Source organism: Virgibacillus profundi, from assembly GCF_002287375.1.
GTDB classification, from domain to species: domain Bacteria; phylum Bacillota; class Bacilli; order Bacillales; family Amphibacillaceae; genus Virgibacillus_K; species Virgibacillus_K profundi.
In genome coordinates this window covers 50,279-70,361 of sequence record NZ_NPOA01000013.1, presented here as the reverse complement: position 1 = coordinate 70,361, position 20,083 = coordinate 50,279, and the positions used below count along the sequence as shown (strand labels likewise).

19 protein-coding genes and 1 pseudogene are annotated in these 20,083 nt (G+C 32.9%); 17 read left to right on the top strand and 3 right to left on the bottom strand.

Translation table 11 applies throughout. The annotated features are described in order from the left end of the window. The first annotated feature begins 3 nt into the window (after positions 1-3). The 9 genes from CIL05_RS17130 (at position 4) to CIL05_RS17085 (ending at position 6,558) form a co-directional block, all read left to right on the top strand. Positions 4-498 (top strand): TRAP transporter small permease, encoded by a 495-nt coding sequence (locus CIL05_RS17130; RefSeq protein ID WP_095656767.1) that lies wholly within the window; start codon positions 4-6, stop codon positions 496-498. Further along, entirely contained in the window at positions 495-1,766 is a 1,272-nt protein-coding gene (locus CIL05_RS17125) for a TRAP transporter large permease (RefSeq protein ID WP_095656766.1), read from the top strand. The genes CIL05_RS17130 and CIL05_RS17125 overlap by 4 nt, the downstream gene beginning before the upstream one ends. 14 nt (positions 1,767-1,780) lie before the next feature. Then, a complete protein-coding gene (locus CIL05_RS17120; RefSeq protein ID WP_095656765.1) occupies positions 1,781-2,077 on the top strand; it encodes a UxaA family hydrolase in 297 nt (98 codons plus the stop codon). A gap of 24 nt (positions 2,078-2,101) precedes the next feature. Next, entirely contained in the window at positions 2,102-3,301 is a 1,200-nt protein-coding gene (locus CIL05_RS17115; RefSeq protein ID WP_165769157.1) for a UxaA family hydrolase, read from the top strand. Further along, on the top strand, positions 3,298-4,104 hold the full coding sequence (locus CIL05_RS17110) for a sugar phosphate isomerase/epimerase family protein (RefSeq protein WP_095656763.1): 807 nt from the start codon (positions 3,298-3,300) through the stop codon (positions 4,102-4,104). The genes CIL05_RS17115 and CIL05_RS17110 overlap by 4 nt, the downstream gene beginning before the upstream one ends. Before the next feature lie 25 nt (positions 4,105-4,129). Next, the gene (locus CIL05_RS17105) at positions 4,130-4,882 is read left to right on the top strand and encodes a fumarylacetoacetate hydrolase family protein (protein WP_095656762.1); all 753 of its coding nucleotides are present in this window, start codon (positions 4,130-4,132) and stop codon (positions 4,880-4,882) included. Positions 4,883-5,144: 262 nt separating this feature from the next. Beyond that, complete coding sequence (locus CIL05_RS22320) at positions 5,145-5,294, top strand: hypothetical protein (protein ID WP_165769156.1); 150 nt, start codon at positions 5,145-5,147, stop codon at positions 5,292-5,294. 588 nt (positions 5,295-5,882) lie between these two features. Further along, positions 5,883-6,200 (top strand): DUF2442 domain-containing protein, encoded by a 318-nt coding sequence (locus tag CIL05_RS17090; protein WP_095656759.1) that lies wholly within the window; start codon positions 5,883-5,885, stop codon positions 6,198-6,200. Positions 6,201-6,306: 106 nt separating this feature from the next. Beyond that, on the top strand, positions 6,307-6,558 hold the full coding sequence (locus tag CIL05_RS17085; RefSeq protein WP_095656758.1) for a hypothetical protein: 252 nt from the start codon (positions 6,307-6,309) through the stop codon (positions 6,556-6,558). A 473-nt stretch (positions 6,559-7,031) separates the two neighbouring features. Here the strand turns inward: CIL05_RS17085 and CIL05_RS17080 are convergent, their stop codons facing one another. Together CIL05_RS17080 and CIL05_RS17075 are read right to left on the bottom strand one after the other, a co-directional pair. After that, on the bottom strand, positions 7,032-7,958 hold the full coding sequence (locus tag CIL05_RS17080) for an ROK family protein (protein WP_095656757.1): 927 nt from the start codon (positions 7,956-7,958) through the stop codon (positions 7,032-7,034). 59 nt (positions 7,959-8,017) lie between these two features. Beyond that, positions 8,018-8,920, bottom strand: a complete 903-nt coding sequence (locus CIL05_RS17075; protein WP_165769155.1) for an AraC family transcriptional regulator — start codon at positions 8,918-8,920, stop codon at positions 8,018-8,020. Between the two features lie 310 nt (positions 8,921-9,230). Between CIL05_RS17075 and CIL05_RS17070 the strand changes: the two genes are divergently transcribed. Both CIL05_RS17070 and CIL05_RS17065 read left to right on the top strand, forming a co-directional pair. Next, positions 9,231-10,148 carry an ROK family protein gene (locus CIL05_RS17070; RefSeq protein WP_107505460.1) on the top strand — a complete coding sequence of 306 codons (918 nt, stop codon included), beginning with the start codon at positions 9,231-9,233 and terminating at the stop codon, positions 10,146-10,148. Positions 10,149-10,231: 83 nt separating this feature from the next. Next, a complete protein-coding gene (locus CIL05_RS17065) occupies positions 10,232-11,476 on the top strand; it encodes an ABC transporter substrate-binding protein (RefSeq protein WP_095656754.1) in 1,245 nt (414 codons plus the stop codon). A 13-nt stretch (positions 11,477-11,489) separates the two neighbouring features. Here the strand turns inward: CIL05_RS17065 and CIL05_RS23030 are convergent. After that, a pseudogene (locus tag CIL05_RS23030) lies at positions 11,490-11,792 on the bottom strand (DDE-type integrase/transposase/recombinase); the annotation flags it as partial. A gap of 54 nt (positions 11,793-11,846) precedes the next feature. On the opposite strand from CIL05_RS23030, the gene CIL05_RS17060 reads away from it, so the two are divergent. From CIL05_RS17060 to CIL05_RS17035, 6 genes are all read left to right on the top strand, one after another. Further along, on the top strand, positions 11,847-12,737 hold the full coding sequence (locus CIL05_RS17060) for a carbohydrate ABC transporter permease (RefSeq protein ID WP_206207798.1): 891 nt from the start codon (positions 11,847-11,849) through the stop codon (positions 12,735-12,737). A 10-nt stretch (positions 12,738-12,747) separates the two neighbouring features. Next, entirely contained in the window at positions 12,748-13,581 is an 834-nt protein-coding gene (locus tag CIL05_RS17055; RefSeq protein WP_095656753.1) for a carbohydrate ABC transporter permease, read from the top strand. A 32-nt stretch (positions 13,582-13,613) separates the two neighbouring features. Next, positions 13,614-16,103, top strand: coding sequence for a glycoside hydrolase family 38 N-terminal domain-containing protein (locus CIL05_RS17050; RefSeq protein WP_240510224.1), 2,490 nt, complete (start codon positions 13,614-13,616; stop codon positions 16,101-16,103). 156 nt (positions 16,104-16,259) lie between these two features. Next, on the top strand, positions 16,260-17,993 hold the full coding sequence (locus tag CIL05_RS17045; RefSeq protein ID WP_095656751.1) for a class I mannose-6-phosphate isomerase: 1,734 nt from the start codon (positions 16,260-16,262) through the stop codon (positions 17,991-17,993). A 276-nt stretch (positions 17,994-18,269) separates the two neighbouring features. After that, on the top strand, positions 18,270-18,956 hold the full coding sequence (locus tag CIL05_RS17040) for a GntR family transcriptional regulator (protein ID WP_095656750.1): 687 nt from the start codon (positions 18,270-18,272) through the stop codon (positions 18,954-18,956). Between the two features lie 107 nt (positions 18,957-19,063). Further along, positions 19,064-20,071: a C4-dicarboxylate TRAP transporter substrate-binding protein gene (locus tag CIL05_RS17035; RefSeq protein WP_095656749.1), complete on the top strand. Its 1,008-nt coding sequence runs from the start codon at positions 19,064-19,066 to the stop codon at positions 20,069-20,071. Positions 20,072-20,083: the final 12 nt, after the last annotated feature.

The window sequence follows — 20,083 nt, the reverse complement described above, 5'->3', positions numbered from 1 at the left end:
CAAATGAGGAAAATAAAAAACATCGTATTTAGATTCTTAAGGTTAATAGTAACAATCATGTTACTAGTATTGTCAATCGTTGTTTTTGCACAAATAATCTCCCGTTATTTCTTTGAATCTCCTTTAGTTTGGTCTGAAGAGCTAGCAATTTTAATGATGGTTTGGATCACTTTCTTGGGCTCTGTTTTAATTCTAGATAAATTTGAACACATAAGTGTTGATTTCTTAGTGAATCAATTTAATGAAAGAATACAATCGATTATTTTCATAATTGGTTACTTACTCGTTTTAATGTTAAATATTGTTTTTGTAATTGGAGGCTGGGAAGTTATTCAGACGACTAAAGATTCTATACTGCCTGGGATGAAAATTTCAGTTGGCTGGCTTTATGGAGCAATATTTATAGGAGGGATATTGTCTTCCATTGTATTATTGGAACACTTATATACCAAACTTAAAAACCTGTATCTTAATCAGAAAGCAGGGGACAATAAATGACCTTTTTAATTATTTTGATCATGTTATTTGTGTTAATACTGCTAAAGGTCCCGATTGCTTATTCAATAGGAATTACATGTTTAATCTACATTATTACCAATGATATGAGTCTTGCTTTAATAGCTCAAAGAACAACAATGGGTGTTTTCTCTTATCCTTTCTTGGCTTTGCCCCTTTTTGTTTTTGCTGGAGTATTGATGGAACATGGCGGAATCACACAACGTTTAATGAGGCTTGCTAATGCTTTAATCGGTCATATTCGTGGAGGATTAGCATCAACAATGGTTGTAAGTAGTGCTATGTTCGGGGCGTTATCAGGATCCGCTCTTGGCGTTACTGCTGCAATAGGGTCTATTTTGTTGCCTGAAATGAAGAAAAAAGGAAATGACCCAGCTTTTTCAGCTGCACTTCAAGGAACAAGTGGCATATTGGGAACATTAATTCCACCAAGTTTAACAATGGTAATTATAGGGGCAACTGGAAATATCTCAATTGGAGCTTTGCTAATTGGAGGATTTATTCCAGGGTTAATATTAGCTGCAGGGCTAGTGATTGTGTCAATTATAATTAGTAAAAAAAATAATTATGGAAAAGGAGAAAGAGCTTCTTTAGGAGAAGTTGGTATTTCTTTATTACATTCTATTCCACCTCTTCTACTCCCGGTTATTATTCTAGGTGGTATTTTCAGCGGAATTGTAACAGTTACAGAAGCAGCGGTCTTAGGAGTTGTTTACGCTTTTGTATTATCGGTATTTATCTATAGGGAAGTTAAGCTATCAAAAATCTCTACTATAGCTATGCAAACAATTACTATATCAGCTCCAATACTTTTAATTATAGGTGTTTCTAACCTTTTAGGTTGGATCTTAACCGCTGAGCAGATTCCTCAGGCAATTACTGAGTTTTTCGTTAGTATCTCACCAAGTGCGATAATATTTCTAATTTTAATCAATATTTTGTTGTTGATATTAGGAACTTTTATGGAAAGTAATGCACTTATTCTTATTCTAATACCAATTTTAATGCCAGTAATTGGATATTACGATGTTAACCCAGTGCATTTCGGAGTTATGTTTGCTGTGAACTTGTGTATTGGCTCAAATACACCCCCTCTAGGTGTAACGCTGATTACAGCATCAAAAATAGCTAAAGTAGATCTGCTACATTCTTCTAAGGCAGTTATTCCATTTCTGGCAGTAATGGTTTTTGTCTTGATAATTACTATATTTTTCCCGAGCCTTTCTACTTCATTAGCAAATTTATTATAAAGGAGTGTTATTTAATGAAAAAAACAGCTATTCAAATTACTCAGATTGACCAAGTGGCAACATCTGCTGTTGATTTAGCACCAGGTGATACAGTGTTAATTACCGGAAATCAACAACTTATTTCAATAAAAGTTAAAGAAAAAATACCTAGTGGACATAAGATTGCTATCAAAGATATTGCTGAGGGTGGAGAAATATATAAATATGGAGAAGTAATTGGAGAAGCTACAGAGGCTATCCATGCGGGTCATTGGGTGCATGTGCATAATTGTTGGGGTAAGAAAGGTAGACGATTGAAAGAAGAAGTTTAAATTATAATGGAAAGGAAGATTAATATGGAAATATTAGGTTATCGACGGGAAAATGGTTCTTTTGGTATTCGAAATCATGTCTTGATAATTCCAACTGTAACATGTGTAAATCGTGTAGCTATGGATATTTCTTATCAAACAGGTGCGGTATCTTTTCTACATCCATATGGTTGTACATTTGATGCCGAAGAAAATAGAGTTACAGAAGATACTTTTATTGGTCATGGTAAAAATGCAAATGTTGGTGCGGTTCTAATTGTTAGTTTAGGTTGTGAAACTGCTTCAAGTAAAAGAATATATGAGGAAGTTAGTAAAACTAATAAACCTGTTGAAATCCTAGTTGTGCAAGATGTAGGAGGCTCCAGAACCTCTACAAGAAAGGGAACAGAAATTGTTAAAGGGTTTCAAAAAGAATTATCAAAGCAAGAGAAGGTTTCAGGGCATTTATCAGACCTAATTATTGCTTTGGAATGTGGCTCTTCAGATGCATTTTCGGGCCTAACTGCTAACCCGGCTGTAGGTGAAGCTGCAGATATTATTGTAAATAATAATGGAACTGTTGTTTTATCTGAAGTAACTGAAATGGTAGGTGCAGAGAGTGTTTTGGCACGTAGAGCTAAAGATGATGAGTTGAAAAATGATTTATTAACAATGATCAAAAAATATGAAATAGAACTATCACTTTCAACGGAAGATGATAGTGGTATCTTTATTGCACCTGGGAATATTGAAGGTGGTTTGACAACAATCGAAGAAAAATCCTTAGGTTGTATTTATAAGGCTGGAAGCAGCACAATTAATCAGGTAGTAGATTATGGAGAGACTCCATCTGAAAAAGGTGTAATCATAATGGATACACCAGGGTTTGATATTGCATCCGTAACTGGTAAAGTTGCCGGGGGTGCACAAGTAGTTTTATTCACTACCGGAAAAGGTACACCAACTGGCTCTCCAATAGCCCCTGTATTAAAAATATGTTCTAATAACAGTACTTTTAATAAATTACAGGAAGATCTTGATATTAGTGCTGGGGATATCATCGAAGGGAAAAAGTCACTTGAAGAAGTTGGTAAAGAAATTGTTGATTTAGTAATGAAAGTATCTAATGGAGAAAAGGCTAAATCGGAATATTCACTTATCCAGGAATTTTCAATTCCAAATGTAAGTGTGGTAAAGAAAGAAGCTATCCACAAAGAAATGAAGAAGAGGAGAATGGCTCAGTGAAATTAGCATATATGTATGCAACTCCAGATGTAACTCATTCTGAAGTAACAGCAGTTCAAGGAGATATGGCTGAGGTACTATTCCGAATTAAAAAAATGGGTTACACTGGAGTCGAATTTTTAGTACGTGATCCAAGAGAATTAGATCAAAAGAAACTAAGGAACATTGTAAGAGATTTGGAATTAGACGTTCCTGCGATTTGTACCGGTGAAGTGTATGGCGAAGATATGGTTTCTTTTGCAGACAGTGACTCACGTGTTAGAAAAGAAGCGATTGATAGGATGAAAGCTTGTTTACAGATGGCTGAAACATATGATTCTATGGTGAATGTTGGAAGATTACGTGGAAGGTTTACAGCTAACATTCCTAAAGAAATGACTGTAAAATGGGTGAAAGAAGCAATTATTGAATGTGCCGAGGCATATCCCCACGTCCCAATAGTCATGGAACCTGTTAACAGAAATCATGCAAATTACTTATTAACAGCAAAGGAAATGCATGCATTTGTTAAAGAAATTGATCTTAATAATGTGGGTATCATGTTGGATCTTGAACACATGTTAACAGAAGGGGAAATCTTATCTGATACTATTCAAAATGTCGAACCTTATTTTTGGCATTTTCATGTATGTGATTCTAACCGATTCCCACCAGGTGTTGGTGATTATGATTTTAATATAATAATGATGATATTAAAACAGTTTAATTATAATAAATACATTACAATCGAGAGCTTCCAAAAGCCTAATTCTAGTTTGGCTATTGAACGTAGCTATCAAACGTTAAAATCTTATTTTGAGTAATAATTAATAGAAAGGAATTCTAATAATGAAGATAGCATACTATTCGGATGGAAAAACAGAGACCTATGGGGTTGTTAAAAATAACAGAGTATATCCAATCAAAGGAAATATTTTCGAGAACTTTGAACTTGCAGATGCAGATAAAGAGTTAGAAGAAATAACTTTATTGTCTCCGGTTCAACCAAGAAAGTTAATTTGTGTAGGATTGAATTATGCCTTACATGCAAAAGAATCAAAAATGGCAATTCCTGAGGAACCTCTCATTTTCATGTGTTCACCTAGTGCAGTGACTGGTCATAATGAAAGTATTATTCTAGATAACAAAAAAGATCCGATCGATTATGAAGCAGAACTTGCAATTATTATTAAGAAAAAGGCAAAAAATTTAGATAAGGATAATTATAAAGAATTTGTATTAGGTTATACTTGTGCGAATGATGTTTCAAATCGCTATCTACAAAAAAAAGATGGTCAATTCACTCGTGCCAAATCATTTGACACATATAAACCAGTAGGTCCCTATATTGAAACAAATTTGGATCCAGACAATCTGGAAATTAAATTATGGCAAAATGGAGAGTTGAAGCAGGATTCTAATACAGATGATATGGTGTTTTCTGTAGGAGATATAATTCAATTTGTGTCTAGTATAATGACTTTAGAACAAGGAGATGTAATTTTAACGGGAACTCCAGGCGGCATTGGTAACCTGAAAGCTGGGGACCGAATAGATATTGAACTTGAAGGAATTGGTAGACTAACGAATTTTGTGGAATAGAATTATAGAGTGAGACCCCTACATTAATGACACAAAATGCACAAATAGGGTTAATTATTAATTCCTGGTTATTATTAAAACCTTGTATTCATGCTAACTTAAACCATCCTTTGGTAACTAAACGAAAGGATGGTTTTTCATGTATAATCAATTTCGTAAAAAATGCTAATTATGCTATGCTATTAGTAACTAAAGGTAACATTGCATATACATACTAAAAAAGGATGTGATGTGCATGTGTAAGAATGAGGAGGAGAAGGATATGGCAATGACTGCGGATAAATTAGCAGATTTAAGAAAAGAAATGAAATTGATAAAGAACAATTTACCAGTTCTTAAATCTGGTGAAAACGGCAAAATTGAACTTGATCCAAAAAATCCTTTACATCGAGAATGGTATAAAGGTAGGTAGGATAATACTTGGCAAGTTTTTTAGGAGACATAAGTAGCAGAAGTGTACTTACTTTAAAGGGACTAGCGGACAGTCCAAGAATCGACCTGTTTTATATAATAGATGATTCAGATGAGCATACAATAACCTTTGCTGAAATTACAACAACAGCACCAAAAGACCCTCTAAAGTATTTTGATAGGTATTGTTGATAGTCAAGTAATGGTAAATGTACTAGATAAGATAGTAAATCAATAAAACCTCATATCGGTAGGATGCTGTCATCCGATTAAAACTTGCCGTATATCAAGTCAGTGTTAGGTTATAAAATATGAGGAGATTAAAATAGCTAGAACTAATGAAAATAAATAGGTTCATTGGTTCTAGCTATTTTTTTATTTCGGATCTAATAATACATTTGATGCTTCTTTTCCTTTTGTTCGAGGCACCAGCAGTTACAAACAAACCACTGCAGGGTTCTGTGGATCAACAAGATGTTCTTAAATGGCTTGAAATAAATAGAAATGATATTATAAAAGTGTGGAATAGATGCAATACCGAAGGCGTCAGCCTAATAAAATTCCCCCTTTATACTAGGAGGTGTTAGTTATGGCATTAATTAGTAAAGTAAAAGTAGTACCCGGGCTAAAGGGTTGGTTATTGATTGATTTTGATGATGGTACCCGTAAATTAGGAAATATTAACCCAATGATGCAAGGTGTTCTGGAAAAATTAAAGAAGCAAACTTTTTTTGAAAAGGCTTTTGTGGATGAAGAATTACAAACCGTATCCTGGCCAGGAGAATTAGATCTCGATCCAGATAGCTTATACCAGTGTGGTATTGATATAGAAGTTGTTAAAAATATTGTCCAAGCAGTTAAAGGTAATGAAGCATTTTCTGATTTTATTGATCGGGGTATTATTTAGTACCACTACCCGAATTTTATCTTAGGATTAAAGATTTAATCGGGTGGGAACAATTAAAATTACCAAACGGAGCTGCTGAATTTTTAAAAATATTGGAGGTGATAGAATGTTGAGTACAAATAAAAGTTCGGAACCTCTTAATGAAATTAATCTAATCATTAATCGTATAGCCCATGAATTAATTAATGAGTTTGGTAAATGTAAAGATGAAGCTATGAACTTAATAAAGAGGTCAGAAGTAGAAGAGTCATTAATGGAGGATAGCATGGGATTTCATGAAACTGCCTATAATTGGGCAATAAGTATACTAACAGATCACAATGATCATGAAGCATTAGAGAAATATTTATACCATTAGTAAAGGGAGTGAAGACAAATTATTGTTTTTGTTTCTTTTTTTAGGTGCCTGTCACTTCCCGCTATATGCTCCCCACTAGGATCTATCTGTAAACAGAAAACAGTTGAAGCTACTTAATATAAAATAACAAATGAAATTTCAGAAAAAGGGAAAAATGCAAAGGAATTTACCGGAGATTTAATTGGGCTTATAACTTACCCAACAAATGCAGTTTACTCTGCTTCAAAGGGAGCTGTAATGTCGTGGACGCGTTGTGTGGCAGGGGCATGGGGATCTCAAGTAAGTTTAGAAAAATTGGCTGCAAATCCGGGATCCTGATTAATTTCTAAAATGATTATCCCATGAGTGAATAGCAATTGAAACGTGTGATTTATTTGACGCTTACCTAATAAAAATGTTTCGTGCAAACGACAGATTTCCGTTTGCACGAAACCATAAGCATCAATATAATGCTAAAAAATGCCAAATATTAATTAATGATCATTATTATTGAAAATTAAATCAATTCCTTTGAAAGTGTAATAAAGTTCGTCTTTCAAGGCTATTGCATCACTATTATTTTGATGAGCGACTTTTCGTAAAGGATTGCCAAATAAGTCGAAGCTTTTTGAAATTTGCCCTCCTAATACAATCTTATCTGGTTGAAAAGATTGAATATGAGGTTCTAACATTTCAGCTAGGTTATTTCCGAAAGTTTCAAAAGTTTGAATAGCTGAATTATCCTTTTCTTTTGCAAGAAGAGAAATATCTTTTACGGTATTGTAACGATCAATATCAATTCCTTTAGATAAAGCTAATTTGAGAATTCCTCTTATCGAAAAATAATCATCTACGATTGACTTTTTATAGGGTACTTGATAAAGGTACCCTTCTGGCGGGATGCCTTTTTTGTCTTTTAAAATTTTCCCTTTTTCTAAATAGGCAGATCCTAATCCTGTTCCAATTGTTAAACAGATTAATTTTTGCTCTGAAAGTTCCTCACTCACACCGATCCCAAATAAACGGCAGTCATTTTCAAAACGAATTTTAATTTGATCATTCACTGGAAGACTTGCAGCGAGTAACCTCTTTAGTATTTCTTCGCGGATATTCATTTCGTATAATGTATCAAACTTTCCTACGCCTTTTACGTAACTAATACCATTTTGATAATCAAAAGGCCCGGGAAAAGTAAACCCAATATTTAATCGGTTAATACTCTTTTTGTTGTGATCTCTTAAATATTGGTAAAAAAAATCTTCAATTATTAGTTTGAAATTGTTGAGAATTGCATCTGCATCTAGATATGAATAAGTGTGGTATTTTTTAATTGTTGACGTACGAATTTGATGATTTTCAATGATACATCCTTTTATAAAAGTCCCACCTACATCTAGGGCAAGCATTAAATGATTTGACATAATTTATTCACCTTTCTACTGAAGTTCCACTTTTAAATTATTAAAAAAGGTTTATTTATTTAATCTGATTGTAATCTCGATCTAAATTCTCCTGGAGGAATATCCATTACTTTTTTAAATACACTTGAAAAATAGTGAACCGTATCAAAGCCAACTTTTTGAGCAACCTTTTTAATAGGCAAATCTGTTGTAGCAAGTAATATAGCCGCTTTATTCATTTTTTCTGAACGTACAAATTGTGTAAATGTGACATCGAGATGTTTTGTAAATAGTCTTGAAAGATGACGATCAGAAACGTGAAGGTAGTCTGCTACTTCACTTAGCTTTAATGGTTTTGCTAAATTGTCATTTATAAACAATTTGGCATTATAAATAATCTCATTTGATTCGAGCACTTTAGAATTTTTCAGGTCATTACTTTTGAGACCTATGATTTGTTGATAGAAATTTTGAATAATGATCTTAATGAGAGTACAAGCTAAAGGTTCGATAATTTCTTGTGTAAATATTGTTTGTTGATTACTTTGAATTAAAATTTCTTTCCATAACAGCCCCATATTAAATTGATCGTTTAATAATAAGTGTTCGAAATCCTCTACACCTTCTATTCGATCGAAAAATTCCATTAATTCTTTTGACTCCGTTAACGAATCAGGTTCAAAAGCAAAAAATAACATTTTCACATTTGATTTATCTTCTAATTTATACTCTGCGTGTGGTTTTAAGATAAATAAATCCCCAGGAATGATGGGATAATCTTGTTTGTTGAAAATAAAGGTTCCTTCACCGTTTAAAATATAATACACTTGATAATGTTTACTGAAGAAATCCTTTTGTGAAAAAGTTCCTCCACCCCAAAAATGAAGGTATAAATTCATTTTTTCACTTTCTACATAATTGATTTTGTGATTTAAATAATGATTTCCTTGCTTTATTTTTGTGCTCTCAATAAGAATGTTCATAATTAACATTCATCCTTTTAGCTTTTATTAGTATTTCAGTGGATAGATAGATACTTACATTTAAGGTGATGAGATGATGTGAGTGATATTTAGCGAGAGTGTGGCTTTGGACGTGAATAATATTCAATTCTCAAAAGCAAGTAGCATATTACAGATATGATTGTAATTTTATAACTAATGATAATATACTATTTTTCAGAAGATATTCAATTCATTTTTAGGTAATGTGTCCGATTTTTATAAATACGAGGCTTAAAATTACAAATACAAATTTTAGTCAATACTATATATTTCTAGTTAGGTGGAGGATATGATGAATAATTATTTTTTAACGTTTGATGTAGGTGGACAATTTATAAAAGGAGGTGCTTTCAATCATCGAGGTGAGTTTATAAATGCTTCTTTTTCTTTTTATCCAGCTAAGAGCCGCAAGAGTGCCGAGGTGATTTTAGATAATTTAACAAATATAATCTGTAATCAAATTAATAGAATTCTAGACAAAAATTATCTAATAAAAGGAATTGGATTTGCTTTTCCTGGGCCTTTTGATTATGGAAATGGTATTTGTTATGTAAAAGGTGTCGATAAATTTAATTCTATTTATGGACTTAATATTCGAACAGAAATTTGGGAGCGCTTAACAAAAAGGGGGATATTTAATCGAATTTCAAATGATGCTATTTTCTTTTTCCAAAATAATGTAAGCATGTTTGCTATAGGAGAATGGGAAAACCGAGAACTTGACAGCAAAGTCAATCGAGGGCTTTTCTTGACTGTAGGGAATGGAGTAGGATCAGCTTTTTTAGAGAATGGTAGGATTATTACAAATCGATATGATGTGCCTCCTAACGGCTGGATTTATAATCTTCTATTTTATGATTCGATAGTCGATGATTATATTTCTCACAGAGGAATAATGAGAATCGCCAAAGAAATCGGGATTGCCGAAAACATAGATGGGATTATAGAAAAATATGAGTTAGGAGATTATAGGGCAATTGAGTTATTTAACAAGTTTGGCCGCTATTTCAGTGAAGTACTTACCATGATAAATAAAGAATTTAAATCAGATGTCATTGTTATTGGTGGTGAAATCGCTAAATTATTTAACTATTACGAAAGTGGTTTAGTAGAAAATTTAGAAGATAAAACGATGCCAATCATGTTGAGTAAACAAACAGAACTGTGTACGTTTAAAGGATTATTTGAATATTATAAACGATTTTAGTTTATTTTTTTTAAATTAAAAATCAGAATATTTAATCCATACTAATAATTTAGGATAATGGGATCTGAAAGGAGATTGTCAAGATGATGAAAAAGATATTTTTTACATTTCTAATAACTAGCATAAGTATTCTTTTAGTCGCATGTGGAGGAAGTGGTGGAAGTAGTAAAAATGCTGTCGATTATTATTCAGACTTAGCTGATGATGGACCAATTGTAGAGGAAATATCAGATGAAATTGAAGATAAAATTGATTTATCTATAGAATTTACAGGTTATTCAGATGGTCAAGCTTATCAAACTGCTGCTTCACAATCTTTAGGGAAAGAAGATTCACCCGGAATTTTTAAGTGGTGGAGTGGCTATCGCTTAAAAGATTTAGCAACCACTGGTGAAATTGCAGATTTAACAGACGAATGGGAAGAGTACTATATCGATGCAGGAATTAATCCAGAATTAGCAGATGCTTTTACAGTGGATGGAAAAGTATATGGGGCACCATTATCAGTTTTATATAATGTTGTTTTTTATAATAAGAATGTTTTTGATGAATATAATCTATCTCCGCCAGAAACATTTGATGATTTCTTAGATATTGCAGAAACATTAAAAAATGAAGGAGTTATTCCATTAGCAGTTAAAAACGATGGATGGGCTAGCTTTGTTTGGCTACAATTTTTCCTTGGCGCTAATGACCCTGATCTTTATACAGAATTAGTAGAAGGCAACGTGTCTTATGAAGACAATCGTGTTGTAGAGGCGTTAAGTGTTTGGCAATCAATGATCGAAGAGGGATATTTCGGCGAACCGGTAAAAGCTACAGACCAAACTAGACAGTTTGCGAAAGGTGATGCTGCAATGACGTATGAACCACCTATTTTTATTAAAGGACTAGAAGATGATTATGGTATGGAAGCAAATGAAGATTACGGCATGTTTGTCATACCTTCTATTGATGGTTCTACTAAACCAGTCATTTTTTATGAAGCATCTCCTCTAGTTATTTCAGAAGCAAGTTCTCAAAAAGAGGATGCAAAAAAAGTATTGAGGGAAATGGAGACGAAAGATAGCTTCGAAATTTATGCAAGAGAAACTAAAGCTGCGTTTGTAGAAGGTGTTAAGACTGGGAATGAAGTTAGTGATGAAATTAATGAAATTGCAAATAGTGATGATTATATTTTGAAATTACGTTATTACGAAGCAACACCATCGAAAATTGTAGATGCTGCAACAGAAAATTTATGGGAGTTTTTCTACAATCCAAGTGAAGAGAGTCTTAGAAAGGCATTGGAAAATATTCAGAAAGTGGCAGATGAAGCGGAGTTTTAAGTCTAGTTGGTGAAATTTGCTTTAATGGTCGATATTCTTCTGAAACGGGGTCATCAAGACCAATTACTCTAAGTACATCAGGGTCGATGCCATGTTATGCAAATAGCGTTGGGCCAAAATATAATTCCCATTGGCAACGAATTTCAAATTCTTTGGGACTTCCTTAAACTTCATTCCCACAAAAACTATTGGATAAATCATAAGGATAAAGGTCAATAAACGGCTTGGCTAGCAAAGCAACGCTATTTGCATAATTTAACACAGGTTGGCCTGTAATCTTCACTTGATGTATGACATACAACAAAGCTGCAAGTTTTAACTAAGAAACTTTACTTTTGACAATATATTGCTTAAAGAGGGAGGCATAAAAATGGAAATTGTAAAATCGAAACTTTCGATGAAAAGTAAAATAGGAAAAATAATACCATATTTATATTTAGCCCCTTCAGTAATACTGGTCGTTATTTTCTGTATCTATTCTGATTTCTTCTCTTTAATTGTGAGTTTTGCAGAGTGGGACGGGTTAAATGAGATGAACTTCGTCGGATTTCAAAATTACATTAAAATGTTTCAAGACCCTAACTTTTTATTATCATCTCTTAACACTTTAATTTGGGTTATTGGTACATTGCTCATCCCAGTTTCAATCGCTTTAATTTTCGCGATTGCTATTACACATGTAAAAACACAATCATTTTTTAAAACTGTATTTTATTTACCAAATGCTTTGTCTCAAACCATTGCTGGTATTATTTTAACAACAATTCTAAGTACTTATGGTTTACCGCATTTACTTGGAGTTCTGGGTTTTGAGAGTTTAGCTAAAGATTGGCTCACAGTGCCGTATTTAAACACGGTGATTATGGTCGTTTCTAGTGGTTGGCAAGGAATAGGAATGAACTTAATCTTATTTATTGTGGGATTGAATCAGATTCCGAAAGAGCCGATTGAAGCAGCAAGAATTGAAGGTGCGAAGGGAATTAGGCTATACACGATGGTTATTCTCCCTTTATTAAAGCCAATCATGCTCATCGTACTACTCATGTCATTGGTTAATAGCTTTAAATCTTTTGATACAATCTGGGTTATGACAAATGGAGGTCCTTTCAGAACTTCTGAAACATTGGCAGTAACGATGTATAAAGAAGCGTTTGTGCATAATCAGTTGGGCTATGGTTCAGCGATTGCAATGTTCTTGTCAGTCACTGTTTTAATCATCTCGTGGTTCTTATTGCGAGATACTTTTAAAGGTGAGGAGTGATGATACATTTATGAAATCATATAACGATAAAAATAGAAGAAACATCAATATATTTCTTTCGATTTTTGCCTTTTTATGGATTCTCCCATTTTTATATGTAGTGATAAACAGTGTTAAAACAAGAAAAGAATATAATATGGGAGAATTTTGGGACCTTCCTAAAGGTTTTTCAATTCTAGAAAATTTTGAATATATAAATGATCGCATTGATTTTATGATGGGGTTTTTGAATAGTTTGTTATACGGTGTAATCGCAACGACACTAGCAATCTTATTTGCTTCCCTAGCAGCTTATGCAATTTCAACGTTAAAAATAAAAGGAAAAATGTTTTGGTTCATGTTGATTTACAGTGGAACAATTTTTCCATTTCAAATGTATATTATTCCAATCTTTCGAATGTATTCAAATGTAGATTTATATGATACCAAGATAGGGCTTTTAGCAGTATACACAGCACTTTGTATTCCTTTTTGTTTATTCGTATTAAGAAATTACTTTTATTCGATTCCTAAAGAATTAGTGGAGTCTGCAAAAATAGATGGTGCTTCTGATTTTAAAATTTATCTAAGTATATTTATGAGAATGGCGAAGGCGCCAATAGCAGCTTGTTTCTTATTTCAATTTACGTGGGTGTGGAATGACCTTCTTTTTGGTCTAACTCTTTCTAAGTCAGCAGAAGCAAGACCAATTATGAGTTCATTGTCTTTACTCAACGGAGCAGCCGGAACAAATGATGTACCTTCTGCTTTATTAGCGGCAATTATTGCGTCCATACCAACTTTCTTTATATTTTTAATTTTAAATAAAAGCTTCAATTATGGTTTTCCAACTACTTCTAAGTAATAAAAAAAATAAGAGAAGGGATAAGGATATTTATGAAAAAGAAAATGAAAATTTTTGTTGTTCATCATTCCCATACAGATATTGGCTATACAGAACGTCAGGAAAAGATAGAGCGGTACCATGTTGATTTTATTAAGCAAGCTATTGATATTTTAAATCTTATTCATCAGGGAGATGCAGCGGAGTGGAAAGGATTTCGTTGGACATGTGAGAATACGTGGCAAGTTGAGAACTTCATGAAGTCAGTAAGTGATGAGTATATTAATGATTTTAAAAAATATATTCAAAGCGGGGAAATTGACATCTCTGGAAATTATTTAAATATGACAGAACTCGTTGACCAAGAAGTGTTAAATAGAAAATTAAAAGCTGGCGTACAACTGAGCGAGTCTTTAGGATATAAACCATCTAGTGCAATGACAGCTGATATTAATGGATATGCTTGGGGATACGCAGAATCATTATATCAAAATGGAGTGGAAAATTTATTTTCATGCATCCATCCTCATCATGGCCTTTTCCCACTTAATCAAAAGCAAACTCCTTTTTACTGGGAGTCGCCAGAAGGGAATAAAGTTTTAGTTTGGGTAGGGGATCACTATCATGTAGGAAACGAATTAGGTTTAGTTCCTAATGGTGGGACAAGTTATACAATACGCGATGAACTATCATTGAAAATGCATGCTGAACCTTTTCAAGTCGCAGAGAAAAGAATTTATAGATATATTGAAAGTCTAATTGAAGAAAATTATACGTTTAATTTCGTTCCAATTATGGCTTCAGGAGTAATCAGTGATAATGCTCCTCCAAATGGAAGAATAATAGAGTTTATTAATGAGTGGAATGAAAAACATCAAGAGAATATAGAGATTGAGATGGTAACTTTAAAGGAATTTTTCGATGTTTTACGTGAGAACATCAAAGACATTCCAACTTACAAAGGAGATTGGAATGATTGGTGGGCGGATGGTGTAGGTTCTACTCCACTTGGTGTGAAACAATTCCGGGAAGCTCAAAGAAAATATAGATTGAGTAATAAATTAGACCCTCATCAAAAGATAAGTGATGGTAAAAAAATAGAAGCATATGTAGACAACAGTATGAGATACGCAGAACATACTTGGGGATATTCAACTTCAGTTTCTGAACCTTGGGCTGGACTAGTGAATAGCTTGCAACAACGAAAAGCAGGTTATGCTACAAAAGCAGATGAATCAATTTCCGAAAATTTAGACTTGATTTTAGCTGAAAAAGGAGAAGTCTCTCTTATTCCAGATCGTAAGAGAAAGTATAAAGTAATTAATCCACATTCGGAGAAGGTTACAGATACAGCAAGTTTTTTTATTGGTCATTGGGAAAAGTTTGATGATATGCAGTTAAAAGATGAAGAACTCAATAAATTTCTAGAAGTAATAGATTCGGATACAAAAGAAGTACTTCCACATCAAATTGTTCCAACTGCAAGCAATGGATATAATTGTGAATTTCTTATTACGCTAGAATCTAAAGAAGAGAAAAATGTAGAGATTCGACAAAAAGAAAATCCGAATTACTATACGATTAAAAATCATGCACATATCGGGGCAGAAGGAATTCAAGATATTCAACCAGTAGATTTAGAAAGTCGTAAACACCATGTCTCACCACATTATGTAGAAACGTCTTATTATAAAATTACTCTTGACGAAACAGTTGGAATTAAAAGTATTATAGACAAAAGCGACAATACTGAATTGATTCGAAAAGATTTGAAATATGCTCCTTTTATTGGAATTTACGAGCAAACAGAAATAAAAACGACTCCAATTGAAGAAAGAAGAAATATGGGGAGAAACAGAAAAAATGTATCGACTAAAAGATATTCAGCAAAAATTATTGATATACAAGTACACGAAAAAGGAGATGTTTATTCATTAATTGAGCTTTATTATGCATTGGAAGGAACCAAGCATTATTCCGTTCAATTAAAGGTTTACAATGACTTACCGAAAATTTCCGTGAAATTAAAAATTCATAAAGAAAGCTATTGGGAGCCTGAAAATTTATATGCATCTCTTCCATTTACAACTGGACAGGATGAACAATTGTATGTGGAAAAAACAGGAAGTCTTGTCCGCCCAGGCATTGATCAACTCTCTTATACAAACCAGGAATTTTATCTATTACAAGATGGATTAGCTTACGTAGGGAAACAAAAAGGCGTAGCAATTGCTTTAAAAGACGTTCCTTTAATTAGTATGGGGAATCTGGAACATCATTTAATTGAATTATCAGAGTCAGGAAATGAAGAAAAGAATCAAGAGCCAGTCTACACTTGGATTATGAATAATTTCTGGGAAACAAATTTTAATGTGGATTTAGCAGGCTTTTATGAGTTTTCTTATCATATTGCAACGTCTGCTCATTACAATAATGCAGCGGATGCTATTAATGCTTGTCGAATTTTAAATGAAGGGTTAATCGCAATTAATATTAGTGATGATTCAACGAATATTCAACAAAAAGGAAAGAGTCTTCAATAAGAAACAAAGTACAGATTTTGTATAAATTTTAAAGGTGCTTACAAAAACTTGGAAGAAAAATAAAACATTTCTTCTTCCGAGTTCTTTCGATATTAAAGAAATTTTAAAATCAATTTCTTCATTTAAGTTGAAATAATAGGAGTGTGGAAGATTCGAATGACAACATTTGATAAATACCCTACAGTAATTGTTTCTGAGAATGAAAAAGATGTATGGGAAGGGTCAAAGCATATTGTAAAACAGTTAAAAACGGTAGCTTTGGATCACAATCTTATTGCAATTGAATGTTATCCGGGGATAGATGTAAAGAAATTATATCATGATGTAATACAACCTTTGAATGCTGATGAAACGATTTATGCCGCTGATCTATTTTATAATAATCATACAATTACTGAAATGATAGAAAGTAATCTAACTGAAGATGATGTGTTTGGTACTTTTTCTCCACATTCGCTAGAGGAATTCTTGGATGATAAAAAAGTAAAAGCTGTCAAAGAGAAATTGAAGAGCAATCAAAAGAAAAATATCATTATTTATGGAATGGGAGCAAGCCTATTTTCAAATGAAAGTTTACTCATTTATGTAGATATAGCAAGATGGGAAATCCAACAAAGATTGCAGCGAGGCATGCCAAATTGGAGAACGAATAATCAAGATGAACAAATTTCACGAAAAATGAAACGTTCTTATTTTTTTGAATGGCCATTAGCTGATCGTCTTAAAAAAGCACTGTTAAATCAAGTTGATTTTTGGATAGATGGGAACGATATAGAAAATCTTAAATTGATTTCTAAGGAAAAATATTTACAAGGATTATCTCAAGTTGTTTCACAGCCGTTTCGACTTGTTCCATTTTTTGCACCAGGAGTTTGGGGAGGAGAATGGATGAGAGAGAAATTCGACCTGGATAAAGATGAAGTGAACTTTGCATGGAGCTTCAATGGAGTTCCTGCAGAGAATAGTATCCATTTACAGTACGGCGATTGTAAAATTGAAATACCAGCGAACAATGTAGTTTTTTATTATCCGACAGAATTATTAGGGAATAAAGTGTACGGTCGCTTTGGACGGGAATTTCCTATTCGTTTTAATTTTTTAGATACTATAAAAGGTCAAAACTTGAGTTTACAAGTTCATCCAACTACAGAGTACGCCCATGAGGAATTTGGTGCGCATTATACACAAGATGAAAGTTACTATATCTTACACGCAGAGGAGGATGCAATAGTTTATTTAGGGTTGAAAGAAAATATAGAAAATGAAGAAATGATTAAAGAATTAGAGGAGGCAGAGGTAGGAAATAAAGATTTTGACGATGAGAAATTTATTAACCGTATGAGAATAAAAAAACATGATCATTATTCAATTCCTGGAGGTACAATCCACTCGCAAGGAAAAAACTCTGTAGTTCTTGAGATTAGTTCGACACCAAATATCTATACATTTAAACTGTGGGACTGGGGAAGAGTTGATTTAGATGGAAAACCAAGACCTATACATTTACATCATGGTTTAGAATCTATTCAATGGACAAGAGATGAAAATTGGGTAAAAGAACATTTGAGCTCTCCAAATCAATTAATAGCTGAAGGAGAAGGATGGTATGAAGAAAAAACAGGCTTACATGAATTAGAATTTATTGAAACAAGAAGACATTGGTTTTCAACAATTGTTTATCATGAAACACATGATAGCGTCAATGTGTTAAATTTGGTCGAAGGTGAAGAAGCAATTGTTGAAAGTATTAATGGTGAGTTCGAGCCTTTTGTTGTTCATTATGCTGAAACTTTTATTATACCTGAGCATATAAAAGAATATTCAATTAGACCACATGGACCTTCAGAAGGAAAAACTATTGCTACTATTAAAGCGTTTGTTAGAGTGTAAAGATTAGAAATAATAGCGAAAAGAGTATGGTCACAGTGACGCCCGAAAATTGTTGAATTTTGATAGATGTAATGAAGTGTAGCAACGGCAGAGTTGTTGCGCTTCTTTTTAATTATAATTGCCAAAGTTACAAAGTTCAATATTATTACATAAATCAACTTATAGTGACATTTTTGTATTTGTGTTAATCAATAAAATATTTATAAAATTGTAAATAGGATCTTGCATATTACCATACTACCATGGTAGTATATAAGAAATGGAGGAGATAATTTAATGTTAAATATGGTATCAATAAAGAGAAAAAATAATTATACGAGTAGGGATTATGTGTATGAATCATTAAAAGAAAATATTATTTCACTAAAATTGAAGCCTGGAACTAATATTTCTGAAAAGGAAATTTCCGAATTACTTCAAGTAAGTAGGACTCCAGTGCGTGAGGCGTTTTTAAAATTGGCTCAAGAAGAATTACTGGCAATTTATCCTCAAAGGGGTACTTTTGTGACGCTAATTGATTTGCAACATGTAGAAGAAACAAGATTTATTAGAGAACATTTAGAAAGAGCTACTGTTAGAGAGGCATGTAAAAATTTTTCAAATGAAAGTATTTTTAAATTAGAAGAAAATTTAGCATTACAGAAAATATGTGTTGAAGAAAAAAATTATACGAAGCTTTTTAAATTAGACGAAGACTTCCATTATACAATTGTTTCTGGATGTGATAAAAAGCTTATTTGGTCAGTTATACAACAAATGAATAATCATTTAAATAGAATAAGAATATTAAGGCTGGCAGATAACTTTAATTGGGATCTGATTTTATCACAGCATGAAAATATAATTTCAGCTATAAAAGATAAAAATCAAGATTTAGCAGACAGAGTAATGGAAGAACATTTAAAGGAATTAATTTTTGAACAAGAAAGTCTTAAGAAAAAGTATGAAAATTTATTTAAATAAGAATGACTTAATATTTTACATACAGTTATTTGTAAACGCTTTAATATTGCGATGAAAGTTTATAACCTACATTTAAAATTAAAAATTAAAAGAGGAGGAGTTTAAAAGTGAGGAGATTTTTATATTTAATATTGTTTATATTATTCATAGTGCTGTTTAGTGCTTGTGGTGGGGAAGCAACTAGTTCTAGTAACGGAGAAGAAGGGGAGGTATACACATTAAAAGTTGCTACAGCATTAACTGAGTCGGATCCAATTTATCAAGGTCTAGTTTCTCTACAAGAAAGTGTAGCAGAAAAAACGAACGGGGAAGTGAAATTTGAGATTTTTGGAAGCGGTTCCTTAGGAGAAGATAGCGATATTATTGAGCAGGCAAAAGTAGGAGCGAATGTTGCAGTCCTTACTGATGCTGGAAGGTTGGCAGAAATGGTGCATGAAATTGGCATCCTTTCAGCTCCATACATTGTTGATAGCTATGAAGAAGCAAGTGAGGTTGTAAAATCGGATTTATTTAAAGGATGGGAAGAAAAATTAGCAAATGAACATAATCTACAAGTTTTATCGTTTAACTGGTATCAAGGGGAACGTCACTTATTAACTAACAAGAAAATTGAAAAGCCAGAAGACTTACAAGGAGTACAATTAAGAACTGCAGGTTCACCAATTTCTCTACAAACGGTTGAAGCAATGGGTGCAAGTCCTGTTGGTATGGCTTGGGCGGAAGTATATCCAGGTCTTCAACAAGGGGTAATTGATGCAGCCGAAGCACATCATTCTGCTACTTATGGTGCAAACTTACAAGAAGTAATCGGTTACATTACGAAAACAAGGCACTTCCAATTACTAACAGGACTAGTAGCTGGGAAAGGCTGGATGGATGATTTGCCAGAAGATTATCAAGATATTATCTATGAAGAATCCTTGAAAATGGCTGAAGAGGCTTCGCATAACATAATAGAATCATCCGCTGAAGTTGAACAGCAATTAATAGATGAGGGAGTAGAAGTAAACGAAGTAGACATAGAGCCTTTTAGAGAAGCAACGGATGCTGTTTATGAAAGTTTTGAAGGATATGAAGAGTTGCGTGATGAAATTAATAAAATTTTAGAGAAATAGTGAGTGATCCAG

What these genes read in the sequence shown, in the direction of transcription:
- CIL05_RS17040 (WP_095656750.1), top strand. Translation starts at nt 18,270, where the DNA reads ATGTTAAATATGGTATCAATAAAGAGAAAAAATAATTATACGAGTAGG.
- CIL05_RS17120 (WP_095656765.1), top strand. Translation starts at nt 1,781, where the DNA reads ATGAAAAAAACAGCTATTCAAATTACTCAGATTGACCAAGTGGCAACA.
- CIL05_RS17105 (WP_095656762.1), top strand. Translation starts at nt 4,130, where the DNA reads ATGAAGATAGCATACTATTCGGATGGAAAAACAGAGACCTATGGGGTT.
- CIL05_RS17050 (WP_240510224.1), top strand. Translation starts at nt 13,614, where the DNA reads ATGAAAAAGAAAATGAAAATTTTTGTTGTTCATCATTCCCATACAGAT.
- CIL05_RS17085 (WP_095656758.1), top strand. Translation starts at nt 6,307, where the DNA reads ATGTTGAGTACAAATAAAAGTTCGGAACCTCTTAATGAAATTAATCTA.
- CIL05_RS17055 (WP_095656753.1), top strand. Translation starts at nt 12,748, where the DNA reads ATGAAATCATATAACGATAAAAATAGAAGAAACATCAATATATTTCTT.
- CIL05_RS17070 (WP_107505460.1), top strand. Translation starts at nt 9,231, where the DNA reads ATGATGAATAATTATTTTTTAACGTTTGATGTAGGTGGACAATTTATA.
- CIL05_RS22320 (WP_165769156.1), top strand. Translation starts at nt 5,145, where the DNA reads ATGGCAATGACTGCGGATAAATTAGCAGATTTAAGAAAAGAAATGAAA.
- CIL05_RS17075 (WP_165769155.1), bottom strand. Translation starts at nt 8,920, where the DNA reads ATGAACATTCTTATTGAGAGCACAAAAATAAAGCAAGGAAATCATTAT.
- CIL05_RS17065 (WP_095656754.1), top strand. Translation starts at nt 10,232, where the DNA reads ATGATGAAAAAGATATTTTTTACATTTCTAATAACTAGCATAAGTATT.
- CIL05_RS17090 (WP_095656759.1), top strand. Translation starts at nt 5,883, where the DNA reads ATGGCATTAATTAGTAAAGTAAAAGTAGTACCCGGGCTAAAGGGTTGG.
- CIL05_RS17115 (WP_165769157.1), top strand. Translation starts at nt 2,102, where the DNA reads ATGGAAATATTAGGTTATCGACGGGAAAATGGTTCTTTTGGTATTCGA.
- CIL05_RS17130 (WP_095656767.1), top strand. Translation starts at nt 4, where the DNA reads ATGAGGAAAATAAAAAACATCGTATTTAGATTCTTAAGGTTAATAGTA.
- CIL05_RS17045 (WP_095656751.1), top strand. Translation starts at nt 16,260, where the DNA reads ATGACAACATTTGATAAATACCCTACAGTAATTGTTTCTGAGAATGAA.
- CIL05_RS17125 (WP_095656766.1), top strand. Translation starts at nt 495, where the DNA reads ATGACCTTTTTAATTATTTTGATCATGTTATTTGTGTTAATACTGCTA.
- CIL05_RS17080 (WP_095656757.1), bottom strand. Translation starts at nt 7,958, where the DNA reads ATGTCAAATCATTTAATGCTTGCCCTAGATGTAGGTGGGACTTTTATA.
- CIL05_RS17060 (WP_206207798.1), top strand. Translation starts at nt 11,847, where the DNA reads ATGGAAATTGTAAAATCGAAACTTTCGATGAAAAGTAAAATAGGAAAA.